14 protein-coding genes are annotated in these 14,714 nt (G+C 68.7%); 8 read left to right on the top strand and 6 right to left on the bottom strand.

Going from position 1 to position 14,714, the window contains the following annotated elements; genetic code table 11:
- Positions 1-20: 20 nt before the first annotated feature.
- Genes G3I17_RS02840 through G3I17_RS02860 form a run of 5 tightly spaced genes read left to right on the top strand, consistent with a single transcriptional unit; the run spans position 21 to position 5,758 of the window.
- Positions 21-1,430 carry an FAD/NAD(P)-binding protein gene (locus G3I17_RS02840; RefSeq protein WP_164593594.1) on the top strand — a complete coding sequence of 470 codons (1,410 nt, stop codon included), beginning with the start codon at positions 21-23 and terminating at the stop codon, positions 1,428-1,430.
- The gene (locus tag G3I17_RS02845) at positions 1,427-3,121 is read left to right on the top strand and encodes a non-ribosomal peptide synthetase (protein WP_164593595.1); all 1,695 of its coding nucleotides are present in this window, start codon (positions 1,427-1,429) and stop codon (positions 3,119-3,121) included. The genes G3I17_RS02840 and G3I17_RS02845 overlap by 4 nt, the downstream gene beginning before the upstream one ends.
- Positions 3,118-3,879: an alpha/beta fold hydrolase gene (locus G3I17_RS02850; RefSeq protein ID WP_164593597.1), complete on the top strand. Its 762-nt coding sequence runs from the start codon at positions 3,118-3,120 to the stop codon at positions 3,877-3,879. The genes G3I17_RS02845 and G3I17_RS02850 overlap by 4 nt, the downstream gene beginning before the upstream one ends.
- Positions 3,879-4,415 carry a flavin reductase family protein gene (locus G3I17_RS02855; RefSeq protein ID WP_164593599.1) on the top strand — a complete coding sequence of 179 codons (537 nt, stop codon included), beginning with the start codon at positions 3,879-3,881 and terminating at the stop codon, positions 4,413-4,415. The genes G3I17_RS02850 and G3I17_RS02855 overlap by 1 nt, the downstream gene beginning before the upstream one ends.
- On the top strand, positions 4,412-5,758 hold the full coding sequence (locus tag G3I17_RS02860; protein ID WP_164593602.1) for a cytochrome P450: 1,347 nt from the start codon (positions 4,412-4,414) through the stop codon (positions 5,756-5,758). Before G3I17_RS02855 ends, G3I17_RS02860 begins: the two co-directional genes overlap by 4 nt.
- A gap of 59 nt (positions 5,759-5,817) precedes the next feature.
- Here G3I17_RS02860 and G3I17_RS02865 read toward each other — a convergent pair whose 3' ends face one another.
- Positions 5,818-6,771, bottom strand: a complete 954-nt coding sequence (locus G3I17_RS02865; protein WP_203589629.1) for an SAM-dependent methyltransferase — start codon at positions 6,769-6,771, stop codon at positions 5,818-5,820.
- A 59-nt stretch (positions 6,772-6,830) separates the two neighbouring features.
- On the opposite strand from G3I17_RS02865, the gene G3I17_RS02870 reads away from it, so the two are divergent.
- From G3I17_RS02870 to phnE, 3 genes are read left to right on the top strand one after another with little or no spacing between them, the layout of a single operon-like run.
- Positions 6,831-7,724, top strand: a complete 894-nt coding sequence (locus G3I17_RS02870; RefSeq protein ID WP_164593604.1) for a phosphate/phosphite/phosphonate ABC transporter substrate-binding protein — start codon at positions 6,831-6,833, stop codon at positions 7,722-7,724.
- 25 nt (positions 7,725-7,749) lie between these two features.
- Complete coding sequence (locus tag G3I17_RS02875; protein ID WP_164593606.1) at positions 7,750-8,469, top strand: ATP-binding cassette domain-containing protein; 720 nt, start codon at positions 7,750-7,752, stop codon at positions 8,467-8,469.
- Positions 8,466-9,974, top strand: a complete 1,509-nt coding sequence (gene phnE, locus G3I17_RS02880) for a phosphonate ABC transporter, permease protein PhnE (protein WP_343238189.1) — start codon at positions 8,466-8,468, stop codon at positions 9,972-9,974. Before G3I17_RS02875 ends, phnE begins: the two co-directional genes overlap by 4 nt.
- A 17-nt stretch (positions 9,975-9,991) precedes the next feature.
- Here phnE and G3I17_RS02885 read toward each other — a convergent pair whose 3' ends face one another.
- Genes G3I17_RS02885 through G3I17_RS02905 form a run of 5 tightly spaced genes read right to left on the bottom strand, consistent with a single transcriptional unit; the run spans position 9,992 to position 14,612 of the window.
- A complete protein-coding gene (locus G3I17_RS02885) occupies positions 9,992-11,245 on the bottom strand; it encodes an ABC transporter substrate-binding protein (RefSeq protein WP_164593608.1) in 1,254 nt (417 codons plus the stop codon).
- Entirely contained in the window at positions 11,242-12,276 is a 1,035-nt protein-coding gene (locus tag G3I17_RS02890; protein WP_203589630.1) for a branched-chain amino acid ABC transporter permease, read from the bottom strand. The genes G3I17_RS02885 and G3I17_RS02890 overlap by 4 nt, the downstream gene beginning before the upstream one ends.
- Positions 12,269-13,147: a branched-chain amino acid ABC transporter permease gene (locus G3I17_RS02895; protein ID WP_164593610.1), complete on the bottom strand. Its 879-nt coding sequence runs from the start codon at positions 13,145-13,147 to the stop codon at positions 12,269-12,271. Before G3I17_RS02895 ends, G3I17_RS02890 begins: the two co-directional genes overlap by 8 nt.
- Entirely contained in the window at positions 13,144-13,902 is a 759-nt protein-coding gene (locus G3I17_RS02900) for an ABC transporter ATP-binding protein (RefSeq protein ID WP_164593612.1), read from the bottom strand. The genes G3I17_RS02895 and G3I17_RS02900 overlap by 4 nt, the downstream gene beginning before the upstream one ends.
- Positions 13,902-14,612 carry an ABC transporter ATP-binding protein gene (locus G3I17_RS02905; RefSeq protein ID WP_203589721.1) on the bottom strand — a complete coding sequence of 237 codons (711 nt, stop codon included), beginning with the start codon at positions 14,610-14,612 and terminating at the stop codon, positions 13,902-13,904. The genes G3I17_RS02900 and G3I17_RS02905 overlap by 1 nt, the downstream gene beginning before the upstream one ends.
- Positions 14,613-14,714 lie beyond the last annotated feature (102 nt).

The following is a 14,714-nucleotide window of genomic DNA, read 5'->3' on the forward strand; positions in this document are numbered from 1 at the left end:
GGGACAGGAAGGCGGAGCCAATGCGGATCGGGATCGTAGGGGCCGGGGCGACCGGGACCAGTGTGCTCGACACGCTGGCCCGGCTGTTGCCGGACGGAGCGGCGGTGACCGTCTTCGAGGGTGACCGCTACTTCGGTCCGGGGCGCGCTTATCGCCCGGGCAGTGGAGCTGCGTTGGTGAACCTGACCGCACCGAAGATGTCGCTGCGGCCCGACCAGCCGGGACACTTCCAGGACTGGCTCCCCGCGGACCACCCCGAGTTCGTGTCCCGCGAGCTGTACGGCCGCTATCTCACCGAACTCTTCACCGACGCAGCTGATCGGCTCGGCGCCACCCTCATCGGCGAGTATGTGGTGGCGATCGCGCGAGTCGATGGGTCGTACGTGGTCCGAACCGGCCAGGCGGCGTTCACCTTCGACGCGGTCTTCCTCTGTGTCGGTGCGGCCACGCCATCGGACGTCTACGAGCTGGCCGGTACGCCGGGCTTCGTGGCCGACCCGTACCCGCTCGACACGATGCCGAGCCTCTCGCCGGAAGCCTCGGTGACAGTGCTCGGTACCGGGTTGTCGGCAGTGGATGCAGTACTGGAGCTGATCCAGCGTGGGCATCGCGGCCGGCTGCGGATGGTCTCGCGCAGCGGATACCTCCCCGGTGTCCGGGACACCCGCACGAAGCCTGTCCTTCGCAGCACCGGCGCGGAGGTGACCAAAGAACTGTCCCTGCTCGACCTCTACCGGATGGTCAGCGGCGAGTTCCGGGCACAGAAGATCCCGATGACCGAACTCTGGCAGGAGTTCCAGTCAGGCGAGGACCCAGCTGCCAGATTGCGACGGCAGTACGGCCAGGTGCTTGCAGGCGCACCGGCGCTGCCGGTGTTCCTGGCGGTGGCCGGACACCTGCTGGAGCACCAGGCCTGGCGGCTTTTCGGCGACGAGACCCGAGCGGTCTTCCTGCGAGACTGGCATGGTCTGGTCGCCACGCTCTGCGCACCGATGCCCGCCAGGACGGCGAGACGACTGGTCGGCCTGCTCGACGACGGCCTGCTGCGGGTGTCGGCCGGCCTGACCGGGATTCATGCGCACCACAACGGCTACACGGTCAGCACCGGCCAAGGTGACTTCGAGACGTCGTACGTCGTCAACACCATCCGTCCCAACCCCGTACCGCTGCCCGGCCGCGCCGCCGAGCTGATCGGCAGCTTGCTGGCCGGTGAGCTCGCTGACACCCATCCACTCGGCGGGCTGCGACTCGACGCCGAAACTGCCACGGCGCTGGACGGCACTGGGATGCCCAGTCCCGGCCTGTACGTGCTCGGCGAGCTCGCCATCGGTGAGCTGTACGTCGAGACGACAGTTCTGACCGCGATCACCCACCGCGTCGGGCAGGCGGTCCACCACCTGCTCGGCCGCTCTTCGAAGGGGGCAGCATGACCAGCCTGATTCCCGCGCTGATCGAGGACCGGATCCGCCGGACCCCGGACCGGTTGTGCCTCAGCGGTCCCGACGGCGACCTGACCTATCAGCAGGTCGGCGACCTGACCGCCGTCCTGGCCGAGGACCTCGTAGCCCAAGGTGTCGAGCCCGGTGAGATCGTCGCGGTCGACGCGCCCCGGTCGACCTTGGGCGTATGCCTGGCGCTGGCCGTCTGGCGGGCCGGCGCGGCGTTCCTGCTGTTCGATCCGATGCAGCCGGAGTTGCGCCGCCAGGAACTGCTGACCGACGCCGGCGTCCGGTTCCGGATGGGTGCTGTCGGCAACGAGGCGACGGTCGACGTGGTGAGCGAACAGGACCCGACTGTGGTCGACGACCTGGCCTACGTCGTCTACACGTCCGGCTCGACCGGTACGCCGAAGGGCGTGCTGTGCCGGCACAGGTCGCTGCCGCCGATCGTCGAGATGGCGATCGAGGGGTTCGGGATCGCCGACACCGACCGGGTGGCGATGCTGGCGCCGTACCACGTCGAGGGTGTCGTCTTCGAGTTGATGGCGGCGCTCGCGATCGGTGGCAGCCTGCACATCCCCGGACCGGACGAGCGGCAGGGTGCTGTCGAGCTGACGAAGTTCCTGCGCGAGCACGAGGTCAGCGTTCTGGTCGGTACGCCGACCCGGCTCGGGGATCTCGATCCGCTGCGGCTGCCGGCGCTGCGCGTGGTGATCAGTGCGGGGGAGGACCTCGCGCCTGAGCTGGCGCGCCGGTGGGCTGATGGGCGGCGGCTGATCAACAGCTATGGCGTGACTGAGGCGACGATCGCGAGCACCTTTGTGGTCATCTCGCCGGATGTCGAGCGGGTGCCGATCGGGCGGCCGATCGCGCACAACACTGTGCTGCTGCTGGATGCGGAGCGGCGGCCGGTCGCGGCGGGCTCGGCTGGCGAGTTGTATCTCGGTGGTGCCGGGGTTGCGGCTGCTTATCTGAACCAGCCTGAGCTCACCGCCGAACGGTTTGTCGAGGTGGACGGTGCCCGGATGTACCGGACCGGCGACTTTGCGGAGGCTGACGAGAACGGACTGCTGTACTTCGCCGGGCGGCGCGATGCGCAGGTGCAGCTGGGCGGGTTCCGGGTCGAGCCGGGGGAGGTGCGGGCGATGTTGCATGGTCATCCAGGGGTGCATGACTGCGCTGTTGTCGCGCGGGATCAGCGGTTGGTCGCGTACGTCGTGTCGGTGGGTGAGGCTGTGGCGCCGGCGGAGTTGCGGGAGTGGCTTGTTGAGCGGTTGCCCGCTTACCTGGTGCCCTCTCGGTACGTCGTACTCGACGAACTACCGCGGACCGCGTGGGGGAAGGTGGATCTTCAGGCGTTGCCGGACATTGCGTCGGTCAAGCAGGGCGATCAGCTCACCTTGGGCAGCGCGGCGGGTCAGGATGCGGCAGGCGGGCAGGGGCGGCCGGTGCAGGTTGCGATGGCTGTTGCTGTGGGCAACCTGTTGGAGCTGGGAGAGATCGGGGTTGATCAGTACGACGAGGACCTGTTCCTGCTCGGGCTGACGTCGATCCTGGTCGCCAAGCTGATCCGCCGGATCGAGGCGGAGCTCGGCGTCCAGCTGAGCCCGGTCGACGTGTTCGAGCACCCGACGATCGGCGAGCTGGCCGAGGTCGTCGAGCTGCTCAGGTTCGCGGCATGACCGCCGTCCGGAGTCTGTGGTTCCCGCGGCTCGCGCGAAGTGAGGCGACCCGGGTCCGGCTCGTGTGCTTCGGCGGTGCTGGTACCGGGTCGACCGAGTTCGCGACCTGGCAGGCCGGATTGCCTTCTACTGTTGAGGTTTGGGCCGCTCAGTTGCCCGGGCGCGAACGGCGGATCCGGGAGGCCCCGGCGGCGAGCATGGCCGAGTTGGCCGATCCGCTGGCCGCTGAGCTGCGGCTGGAGGACGACGGCACCCCCTGGGCGTTCTTCGGGCACAGTTTCGGCGCGCTGATCGCCTACGAGGTCGCGCGGCGGCTCGCCGGTCAGGTAGCACTGGCCGGGGTGGTCGCCGCCTCCAGCGTCGTACCGCACCTGCAAGCCACTCGATTGCCCGTCACGTCCGATGACGACGAGACCTTGCTCGCCTGGGCCGCCGCTGCCAACGGCACCGAGGCGGGCCTGCTTTCGGATGCCCGGTTCGCTCGCTGGCTGGCGGAAGACCTCCGGGTGACCCTGCGAATCCGGCGCGAGTATCCGTCCACGGCGCCAGAGCCGCTGCCCTGTCCGGTGCTGGCGATCGGCGGCGCGGGCGACGCCGACGCCACCGCGACGGACCTCGCGCAGTGGCAGCAGTACACCGCCGTCGGCCTCGACCAGCTCGAGCTCGGCCAAGGCCATTTCTTCCTGCGTGACGACCGCACCTCCTTGCTGACAGCCCTTTCCAGCCACCTCGCCAACTGGACACTAGGGAGTACCTGATGTCTCTCGAACTCACCACCTATGCAGACCAAGGAGTCACCGCGGCTGTCTCGCCAACGGACTTCCGGATGATGATGGCGAACTTCCCCACCGGGGTATCGATCGTGACAGCGATCGGCAACGGCGGGGCGCCGATCGGGATGACGTGCTCGTCGGTGTGCAGTGTCTCCGTCTCGCCGCCGACCCTGATCGTCTGCCTGCGCAGGGAGAGCCCGACGCTGGCCGCAGTACTGGCCCGCGGTTCGTTCGCGGTGAACCTGCTGCACGAGGGCTCCCGGTCCAAGGCGGAGCTGTTCGCCTCGGGGCAGTCCGATCGCTTCGACCAGGTCCGCTGGCGGCACGAACCGGGGTACGGGGGACCGCATCTCGTCGAGGACGCGCACGTGGTCGGTCATTGCCGGGTCGGGCAGACCGCGTTCGTCGGCGATCATGCCGTCGTGTTCGGCGAGGTCCGGCAGGTCGGCAGCCATCCGGAGGAACGCCGGCCGCTGCTCTACGGCCTGCGCGACTACGCGGCCTGGCCGGTGCCGGAATGACGACCACGCGCCCGCAGGTGCCGACCGCCCCCCGGCGCCTGCCGGGTGCTTTGCCCTTGATCGGGCACGGCCTGGCGATGCGGCGCGAAGCGTTGGACTTCATCGCCGGAGCCCGCGAGCACGGCGAGGTGGTCGAGCTGCGGTTGGGCCCCAAGCCCGCCTATCTCGTCACCTCGCCGGCTGGCGTTCGGGACTTGCTGGTCAACCACAGCCAGGTGACGGCCAACGGTGTCCTGTTCGAGAAGCTCAAGATCCTTGGCGGCGACGGGATCGGCAGCATCTACGGCCCGCCGCACCGCCGACGGCGAAGACTGCTCACCCCGCTGTTCAGCCAGCAGCAGGCGGCCGGGTACGGCGAGGTCGCCGCCGCGGTGACCGCGGAGAAGGCTGACTCCTGGTCAGACGGCCAGCAGATCCGGCTGGACGAGCACCTGCACGAGATGGCGGCGGCCATCGTCGTCCGCAGCCTCTTTCCCGGCGGCGGAGTCGCCGCGGTCGCCCGCGCGGCCCAGGATCTGCCAGTCGTCTTCAAGGGCGTCGCCAAACGCGCCTACGCGCCGACTGAGCTGCTGTTCGCTCTGCCGACACCGGACAACCAGCGCTTCGCCGCGGCCAATCGGCGATTGCACGGGTTGGTCGACGACATCATCGAGGAGTGCCGGCGCGACCCCAGCGAGACCGGCATGCTCGCGGCGCTGCTCGCCGCCCGGGACGAGGAGACCCAGGAGCCGCTGACCCACGCGCAGGTGCACGACGAGGTGATGACGATGTTCTTCGTCGGCACCGAAGCGTCGGCGGCGGCGTTCGGCTGGATCTTCCACCTGCTGGATCGCCACCCCGAGGTGGCTTCCCGGGTACACGCCGAGCTGGACGAGGTGGTCGGCAAACGACCGGTCGGGTACGCCGACGTCCAGCGGCTCGGCTACCTGCGGCAGGTGACGCACGAGGCGCTGCGGATGTACCCGCCGGGTTGGTTGTTCCCGCGGATTCCGCAACAGGATCTGGTCATCGCCGGCTACCGGATCCCGGCCGGTACCAACGTGTTCTACAGTCCCTACGCGCTGCATCGTGATCCGGCCTCCTTCGCCGAGCCGGACCGGTTCGACCCGGACCGCTGGTCGGCCGACCGGGCTGCGGCGATCCCGCGGGATGCCTATCTGCCGTTCGGCGAAGGGGCTCGGACGTGTATCGGCGGTGCCTTCGCCTTGTCGGAGGCGATGATCGTGGCCGCCGGGCTGCTGTCGCGCTGGCGGCTGATCGGCGTCGACGGCCACCGGGTCACTCCCGTCGCGGCGACGACTCTGCATCCGGATCGGCTCGACATGGTCGTCCGGGCCCACTGACGGTTGCTGCCAAGGCCGCCCGGCGATCAACTGCGGCAGGCCTTGGCAGCAACCGATGATCAGGGTTTGCGGCCGATCCCCGCGTAGTGGCCGGACCGATCGGGATCGTCGGCGCCGACGCCACCGGGCTCGGGTCGCCAGCGGGCGGTGAAGACCACGCCGGGGTCGACCAGTTCGAGCCCGCCGAACAGCGCGGTCACGGCGGTCGCGTCGCGGGGAAACATCGGGGCGGCGGTACCGGCGAAGAACTCGACCGCGGCGGCCATCTCGGTCTCGAAATTGTCGGCCGTGAAATGAGTCAGGGCAAGGTGGCTGCCGGTACTCAGAGCGGTCAAATAGCGGTTGATCAATCCGGCCGGATCATTGCCGTCCGGGAGATATTGAACAACGCCCAGAAAGAGCAATCCGATGGGTTTCTCGAAATCCAGCACCGCGCGGGTGCCCGGATGGTCGAGAATGCTTTCCGGGGCCCGGAGATCGGCCTCGACGACGCCGATTCCGGTGGTTCCGTCGAGGAGCCGCAGGCTGTGCTCGACGGCAGTCGGGTCGTTGTCGACGTAGACCACCCGGCAGCCCGGATCGAGCGCGCGGGCGGTCTCGTGCACGCTCCCAGCGGTGGGAATGCCGGAGCCGATGTCGAGGAACTGGGTCACCCCCGACGTCACCAGATACCGCACTGCCTTGACCAGGAACTCCCGGTTCAGCAACGCCATCCGGCGAAACGGGGCGACCGCGTTGAGGCGGTCGCCGACCGCCCGGTCATCGGCGGAGTTCTGCGTTCCGCCGAGCATATAGTCGTAGATCCGGGCCGAGGTCGGCTTGCCGGTGTCGAGCCATTGCGTGGATTCACTCACTCGAACCTCCTGGACGGCAGAAGAATGCTGCTCGAAGAAATATAGCAGCGGAATCCGCCGATGAATATCCGTCCTATTAAGCTGCGGCCGATGGCCCGGGAATGACGGGTATCGGTCATGGAGACCAGGTGAGCGGCGGATGAATTCGCCGTCGAGCACGTGGCCGGGCGGCGACCGGCGGCTACTCTCTGCTCAGGGCCGTACCTGGGGGAGTGATGATGGTGTTCGGGCGAGCGCGCGCCTGCTGGGCGCTGCTGGTCGCGGCGGCGCTGGTCGCCGTCGCCGGCTGCGGTGGTGGTACCGGATCCGGCGATCCGGACAAGCTCGTGCTGGGGGTGATCCCGTACGAGAACTCCAGCTCGGTGGCCGACGACTGGAAGCCGTTCGCCGCAATGCTCGAACGGGAGAGCGGCCGGCCGGTCGAGCTGACCGTGCTGACCGACTACGCAGCCCTGATCGAGGGGCAACGCGCCGGGACGATCCAGCTGGCGATCTACGGCCCGCTGTCCTACGTGCTCGCACACGACAGCGGCGCCGGCATCGAACCGCTCGGCGTCGAGATCGTCAGCAAGGGCGCCAAACCGGAGTACCGCTCGTACCTGGTGACCAAGGCCGACTCGCCGCTCCGCACGCTGGCGGACCTGCGCGGCAAGCGGATCTGCTTCGTCGACCCGAACTCGACCTCCGGCTACCTCTACCCGGCCGCCGCCCTGCTCGCCAGCGGCATCGGTGCCGACGGGTACATCGCCCGGTACGCCGGCGGGCACGACGCCACCGTACTGGGCGTCCGCGACGGCGACTGCGACGCCGGTGCCGTCCAGGACCGGCTGTTCGACCACGCGCTGCCCGCCGAGGGCCGGATCGAGCCGGGCGGGTTCAAGAAGATCTGGACCTCGGGCCCGATCGCGAACGGGCCGCTGGCGGTGTCGACCCGGCTGGATCCCGAGCTGCGCAAGACGCTGGCCCGGGCGGTCACCGAAAACGGCAACGCGGACGCGCTCGGCATACCGGAGCTGGCTGGGGTGTGGGGGTTCGCGCCGGTGTCCGACGCGTTCTACGACTCGGTCCGGGCGGTCTGCAAGGCGACGAAGGTCAAGCTCTGTGGCGGCTGAGCCGCCCGTCGTTCGGTTCAGTGCGGTGACGAAGACCTACCGGGCCGTCCCGGCGCTCGACGACATCGACCTGGAGGTACGACGCGGCGAGGTGGTCGTGTTGCTCGGGCCGTCGGGCTCCGGCAAGTCGACGCTGCTGCAGCACGTCGACGGGCTTCAGGCGGCCACCTCCGGGCAAGTGACCGTGTTGGGCATCGATCCGGCTGCGGCGGGCGAACGCGAGTTGCGCCGGTTGCGGCGCCGGATCGGGTTCGTCTTCCAGGGGTTCCAGCTCGTTGGCCGGTTGTCGGCCCTGGAGAACGCGTGCAGCGGAGCGTTGGGCAGACTGAGCGGACCGCGCCTTGGCCTGGCGACTTACCCCCGGTCGATCCGTCGGGAGGCGACTGAGCAACTCGCTCGGGTCGGACTGGGGGATCAGTTGCTCCAGCGGGCCGACACGCTCTCGGGCGGACAGCGGCAGCGGGTGGCGCTGGCTCGGGCGTTGGTGCAGCGGCCGGAGATCCTGCTGGCGGACGAGCCGGTTGCCTCGCTCGACCCGGCGTCGGCCGAGACCGTGCTCGGCCTCCTCCGGGAGATCGCGCGGGAGGACGGGCTCACCGTGCTGTGCAGCCTGCACCAAGTCGCCCCGGCACTGTCCCTGGCAACCAGACTGATCGGCCTGCGCGATGGGCGCGTGGTCGCCGACAAGCCGGTGGCCGAGGTCGACGAAGCGACGCTTGCCCTCGTCTACACGGCGGCCGAGTGAGCAGAGGGGACCGAACAGCGAGGACGATCCTGGCCGTTCTCGCTGTGCTCGGCGCATGGTCACTCCTCGCCCTGGCCGCTGAGGCCGGGCCGACGCTGAGCGGTTTCTCGAACGCGGGCAACTTCCTGCGCCGGGCCTGGCCGCTGGACTTCCCTCCGATGGCGGAGATCCTGCGGCAGACGGGCAAGACGCTGGCTGTGGTCCTGCTGGCAACTCTGTTGTCCGTCGTACTGGGCATCGTGCTCGCGACCGCGGCCACCACCTTCGGCCGGCCGGTCGGCTTGATCGCACGAGCTGCTGCGACGGCGGCCAGAGCAGCACCCGACGTCGTCCTCGCGGTGATCCTCATCCGCTTCCTCGGCCTCGGCGCGCTGCCCGCGGTACTAGCCATGGGACTGCACTCTGCGGGGATGGTCGGCCGGCTCTACGCGGAGGCGATCGACCAGGCCGATCCTCAACCCCAGCAGGCGTTGCGGGCCGTGGGTGCCGGGCGGTCGCAGGTCTTCTGTACCGCCGTGCTGCCGCAGGTGACGCCGGCGTTCATCGCGATCGGCCTGCACCGGTTCGACATCAACCTGCGCATCTCCGCGATCCTCGGCTACGTCGGTGCGACCGGTATCGGCACCGAGCTGGCGTTGTCCTTCGGTCGCCTCGACTACGCCCGTGGGATGGCCTGGGCCTGCATTCTGTTCGTCCTGTGCGCGCTGACCGAACTCTTGTCCGGCGCGATCCGCAAAGCGGTACTCGAAGACACCGGCGGCTCATCGCCGCTGGGCCGCAGGTTGTTCCTCGTCGCGACCCTGCTCCTGATCGGCTGGTCCGTCGCGAGCAGCGGTGTGCTCGACCTCGACCCGGCCGGCGGTTGGTTCGAGACGCTGAAGCTGTTCTGGCCACCCGGTACGGCGGGTGCCGACCTCGGCCAGGCCTTGCTCACCACCGTCCAAGTCGCCTTCGCCGCGACCCTCCTCGGCTCCGTCCTCGCCGTCCCGCTCGGCTCGTTGGCCGCGCGCAACATCGCGCCCAACCGCTTCGTCTACCTCGTGTCCCGCACCCTCGTACTGATCGTCCGTGGTCTGCCGGAGCTGGTGCTCGCCATCGTGTTCGTGGTGATCACCGGTCCCGGTCCGGTTGCCGGCACCCTCGCACTCGCCCTGGGCGCCTCCGGGTTGCTGGGCAAGCTCGTCGCCGACTCGCTCGAACACGTTCCGCCGGGGCCGGCGCTCGCGCTGCGTAGTACGGGCGCTTCCCGTGCACAGACGTACGTCGGCGCCACCTTCCCTCAGGCGGCGCCGACGATCGTGGGCAACATGCTCTATCAACTGGACGCCAACCTCCGAGCCGCGACGCTGCTCGGTATCGTCGGTGGCGGTGGGATCGGCCTCTACCTTCTGCAGGCCATGCGAACGCGCGAGTACGAGGTCGTCACGATGATCCTGCTGCTCCTCTTCGCTGTCGTCCTCGCACTCGAGCTCCTGGCCGGCTGGCTGACCCGCCACCTGCGCTGAGGATCACTGCCTGAGACTTACTGCTGGTGCGGTGCCTTGTAGTTCTTCGCCAGGTCGGCTTCGAAGAGCTGTTGCACGTACTTCGTCCCGCCGGCCGCCGAGGCATCCGGCTGGGCGACGTACACCTGGCGCGTCGCCGGCGACCCGGACTTGGTGAAGTCGAGGGGAGCGACCAGGTTGCCGGTGTCGGCCGAGGTGGTCTGCTGCATCGCCTTGTGGATGCCGTCGCGGGTCAGATCCTTGTTGTCACAGGCCTTCTTCAGGACCGATCCCCAGACCTCGGCCACCGCGTAGCCGTACGGGACACCGGCGTTCGGAGGCTCCTTGTAGCCGGCCGACTGGTACTTCTGGGCGATCTCCTTGGCCTTGGGGATGTCCGCGGAGTACGGCACGGTGCTCGCCACGATGTAGAGCTTGTCCAGCGCGTTCGCCGCCGGGCTCTGCAGCAGGACCGGGTCGAAGCTCGGGTTGTTGCCGAGGATCGGCACGTTCAGCCCGAGCGCCTTGTTGGCCGCGGCGGCCGAGCCCGTCTGCTTCGGCGTGGTGGTCAGCAGGATCGCCTTGACGCCCTTGCCCTTGAGGCCGGTGACGACGTTCGTGAGGTCGGTGTCGGTGGAGGTGATCTTGACCTCGGACAGGTTCAGCTTGTGCTGCTCGGCGTAGTACTTCGACCCGCGCAGCCCGTTCGCGCCGTACTCGCCGTCGACGTAGATGTGCCCGACCGAGTCACCGTCCTTGATCATCCCCTTCTCCTGCAGGTAGCTGAGACCGTCGATCATCTCCACGTCGTACGTCGTGCCGACGATCATCACGTACGGGTTGCCGAGCAGCTCCGACGACCAGGACGCGGGCGTCGTGGTCACCTTGTCCGCCACGATGTTCTTGCCGAGCGCGGCCATGATCGGCGAACCGGTCAGCTGCACGAACCCGAGCACCTTCGGCTCGATCTGCGGATAGAGCGTCTTGGCGGTGTCCGCCTTGTAGCCGTGGTCGACGACCTCCAGTTTCACCTGCCGGCCGCACACCCCGCCGGCCGCGTTGAAGTCCTTGGCCCACAGCTCGTTCCCGTGGGTGATACCGGTCGACAGGCTCTTGAACGCGCCGGACAGGTCGGCCATCACCCCCAGGGTGATCTGGTCACCGGTCACGCCGACACCCGTCTGGACGCCGTCGGCCGAGCTCGTGTTCGTCTCGGCGCCACCCTTCGTACTGCACGCGGTGAGGGACAGTGGCAGCACCAGTGCCAGTGTCACGGTCAGCAGACGCTTCATGGTCTCAGCTCCTTGATTCTGCGGCCGAGCGCGGCCAGACCGCCGGGTTCGAACAGGACGACGAGCACGATCGCTGCGCCGTAGACGAATGAACTGACCAGCACCGGCGTGACGGAACCGGTGAACCAGCCGAGGTCGGTGGAGTACAGGGTGAGGACCTGGGGGAGTCCGTAGACGACCAGCGCGCCGACCACCGCGCCGGTGACCGAGCCGAGCCCGCCGATGATGACCATCGCCAGGAAAGCGATCGACGTGTTCACGCCGTAGGTGCCGAACTCGTTCTCGTCGGGCTTGAGGATGTCGAACCAGAGCACGGTCATCACCCCGGCCAGGCCGGCGTACGCAGACGAGACGGCGAAGACGGTCGCCTTGGTACGCCGGACGTCGACCCCCATCGCGGCGGCCGCGGCCTCGTTGTCGCGTACTGCCCGCCACGAGCGGCCGACGCGGGCTCCGACCGCTCCACGAGCCAGCCAGTACGCCAGTGCGAGCAGTGCGAGGAACAGGTACCAGAGCCGTTCGGTACCGCGCAGTGGTACGCCGGCGATGACGAGCTCGCCTTCGTTGGAGAAGGAGAACCCGAACAGCTCGAAGGTCGCCGGAGCCCGCCCGGTCGACGTACCGCCCGTGAAGCTCTCGACCGCCTGACCCAGGTACAGGCCAAGGAACACCAGCGAAAGCGACGCGACTCCCAGATAGATCCCGCGGAGCCGGCCCGCCACCGGGCCGAATGCCATCCCGGCCAGCGCGCTGATCACGACGGCGCCGACCAGCGACAGCAACGGATCGAGCCCCAGCCCGACGAGCTCGCCCGTCGGCCCCGACAAGACCGTGTATGACGTTGCGCCGACCAGCAGGAAGAAGCCATGGGCCAGGGACAGCTGCCCGGCCTGGCCGCTGAGCAGCGTCAAGCCGATCGCGCCGACCGCTCCGATCATCATGTACTGCCCGGCCTTGAGCCAGGACGCATCGAGGTAGAGCGGCAAGGCGAGCAGCACGATCGCGACCGGGATCCACAGGAGCCTAGACACGAGTCGTCTCCCTGGTACCGAACAACCCAGCGGGCCTGATGACGAGGACGACGAGCATCACGAGGAAGACGGCGCTCTTGGCGAAGGCGAACGAGAGGTAGTACGTGGACAGCGCGTCCACCAGGCCGACCGTGATGCCACCGACGATCGCACCGACCGTCGAGTCGAGCCCGCCGATGATCGCGGCGGGGAAGGCGGCCAGCGCGATCGAGTGCGTACCCCGGGACAGCCCGGCGCCGGAGAAGTCCTGGGTGGCGATGAACAGCACCGAGACCCCGGCCAGCAGACCGGCCAGCAGCCAGACCGATGCGGTGACCCGCGAGCTGCGGATGCCCACCAGAGCAGCCGCCTCGGAGTTCTCCGCCTGCGCTCGCATCGCGATTCCCCAGTTGGTGTAGCGGGAGGCGAGGAAGAACGCGGTGATCAGCACGGTCGCGACCACCAGCGCCAGCAGGTGGGTACGGAACAGCGTGATCCCACCGACCTGGAGGGGTTTCGCGTCCCACGCGTCACCGATGAACGGGAGCGAGACGCCCAGCCGCCGGACCACCTCCTCGGTGATGATCACGTCCACCCCGATGGTCAGCAGCGCCAGGCTGAAGGGGTCGGCGAGCCGGGAACGGGCCAGCAGCAACCTTTCGATCGCCAGCGCCAGTACGCCGGCGCCGATGATCCCGACGACTGCGCCGCCGGCCCACCCGAGAGTGTCCTTGGTGACCAGGACCAGGTAGCCGCCGAACAAGACGAGTGAGCCGTGCGCGAAGTTGACCACCTCGGTGGCCTTGAAGATCACCACGAATCCCAGGGCCAGCATCGCGAACACCGCGCCCTTGCCGAGGCCGTTGACCATCAACTGCAGGAAGGTCGTCATGCTGTCACTCCGAGATAGGCCTTGATCACGTCGGGATTCGTCTGTACTTCGGCCGGCGTACCGTCGGCGATCACCCGGCCGAAGTCGAGCACCGTGACCTGGTCGGCGATCCCCATCACCAGGTCCATGTCGTGCTCGACGAGCAGGACGGCGATCCCGAGATCGGACCGGATCTGCCCGATCGTCGCGGCCAGCTCGGCCGTCTCCTCGGTGTTCAGCCCCGCGGCCGGCTCATCGAGCAGGAGCAGTTTCGGCTCCAGGGCCAGGGCGCGGGCGATGTCGACCTTCTTCGCGACGCCGTACGGCAAGGCGCCGAGCGGTTGATCGACAGTCGCTCCGATGCCGAGGAAGTCGCAGATCTCCTGGGCACGCAGGGCGTGCCGTCGTTCCTCGCGGCGGGTCAGCCGGAGCCCGCAGGCGATGAAACCGCCACGGGTGAGCGTGTACCGGCCGAGCATCACGTTGTCGAGGACGGTGGAGTGCGCGGACAGGGCAGTGTTCTGGAACGCCCGCCCGACGCCGAGCCTGGCCACTCGATGCGGACGGAGCCGCAGCAGGTCATGCTCGCCCAGCCTCACGTTGCCGGACGCCGGTCGGTACAGGCCGCTGATGACGTTGAAACAGCTGGACTTCCCGGCGCCGTTCGGACCGATCAGCGCATGCAGCGAACCGGGCGCCACGGTGAACGAGACGTCGTCGAGCGCGTGCAGTCCACCGAAGCGCAGGGTGACCTGATCCACAACCAGCGAGGTCATCAAGACCACCTGGCCAGGGATTTGTGCTCCTGCGCGGGAGCACCGAGATAGTGCTGGTGTACGCCGTCCGCGACGTCGGCCGCAGCTCCGGACAGGGCGACCGAGCCGACTGCGAGCACGACGGCCTGGTCGGCCACCTCGAGTGCCATCGCGGCGTTCTGCTCGACGAGGACGACGGCCGTGCCCTGGGCGTGGATCTCGCGGATGGCCTCGCCGATCCGCTCCACCAGCTTCGGTGCCAAGCCCAGTGACGGTTCGTCGAGCAGTAGGAGTTTCGGCCCGGCCATCAGCGCGCGGCCGATGGCGAGCATCTGCTGCTCCCCGCCGGACAGCAGGCCGGCCCGCTGGTTCGCGCGTTCGGTGAGCAAGGGAAAGAGGGCGTCCACCCGCCGGCGAGCGGCTGCTCGGTCAGCGGCCGACTTGACCGCGATGCCACCGGCCCGCAGGTTCTCGGCCACCGTCATCCGGGCGAAGATCTGCCGCCCTTCCGGTACGCCGACGACGCCGTGCCGGACGATCTGGGCGGCATCGAGCCGGTCGAGCCGGGTCTCGCCGTACTGGATCGTCCCCGCGGTCACCAGGCCGCGGTGCAGCCGGAGCGTTCCGGAGATGGCTCGGAGCAGGGTGGACTTTCCCGCGCCGTTGGCACCCAGGACGGCCAGGACACCGTCGTCGGGGACGTCGAGATCGACACCGTGCAAGGCGTTCATCGAACGGCCGTAGCGCACACGCAGCTTCCGGATGGTCAGCACTGACGGGTCCTCCGCATCTCCGGCCGCTTCGCCGGTGGCGGACAGTCTGCGAGTTTGACC

This window comes from Streptomyces sp. SID13031 (assembly GCF_010548305.1).
Lineage (GTDB): Bacteria > Actinomycetota > Actinomycetes > Propionibacteriales > Kribbellaceae > Kribbella.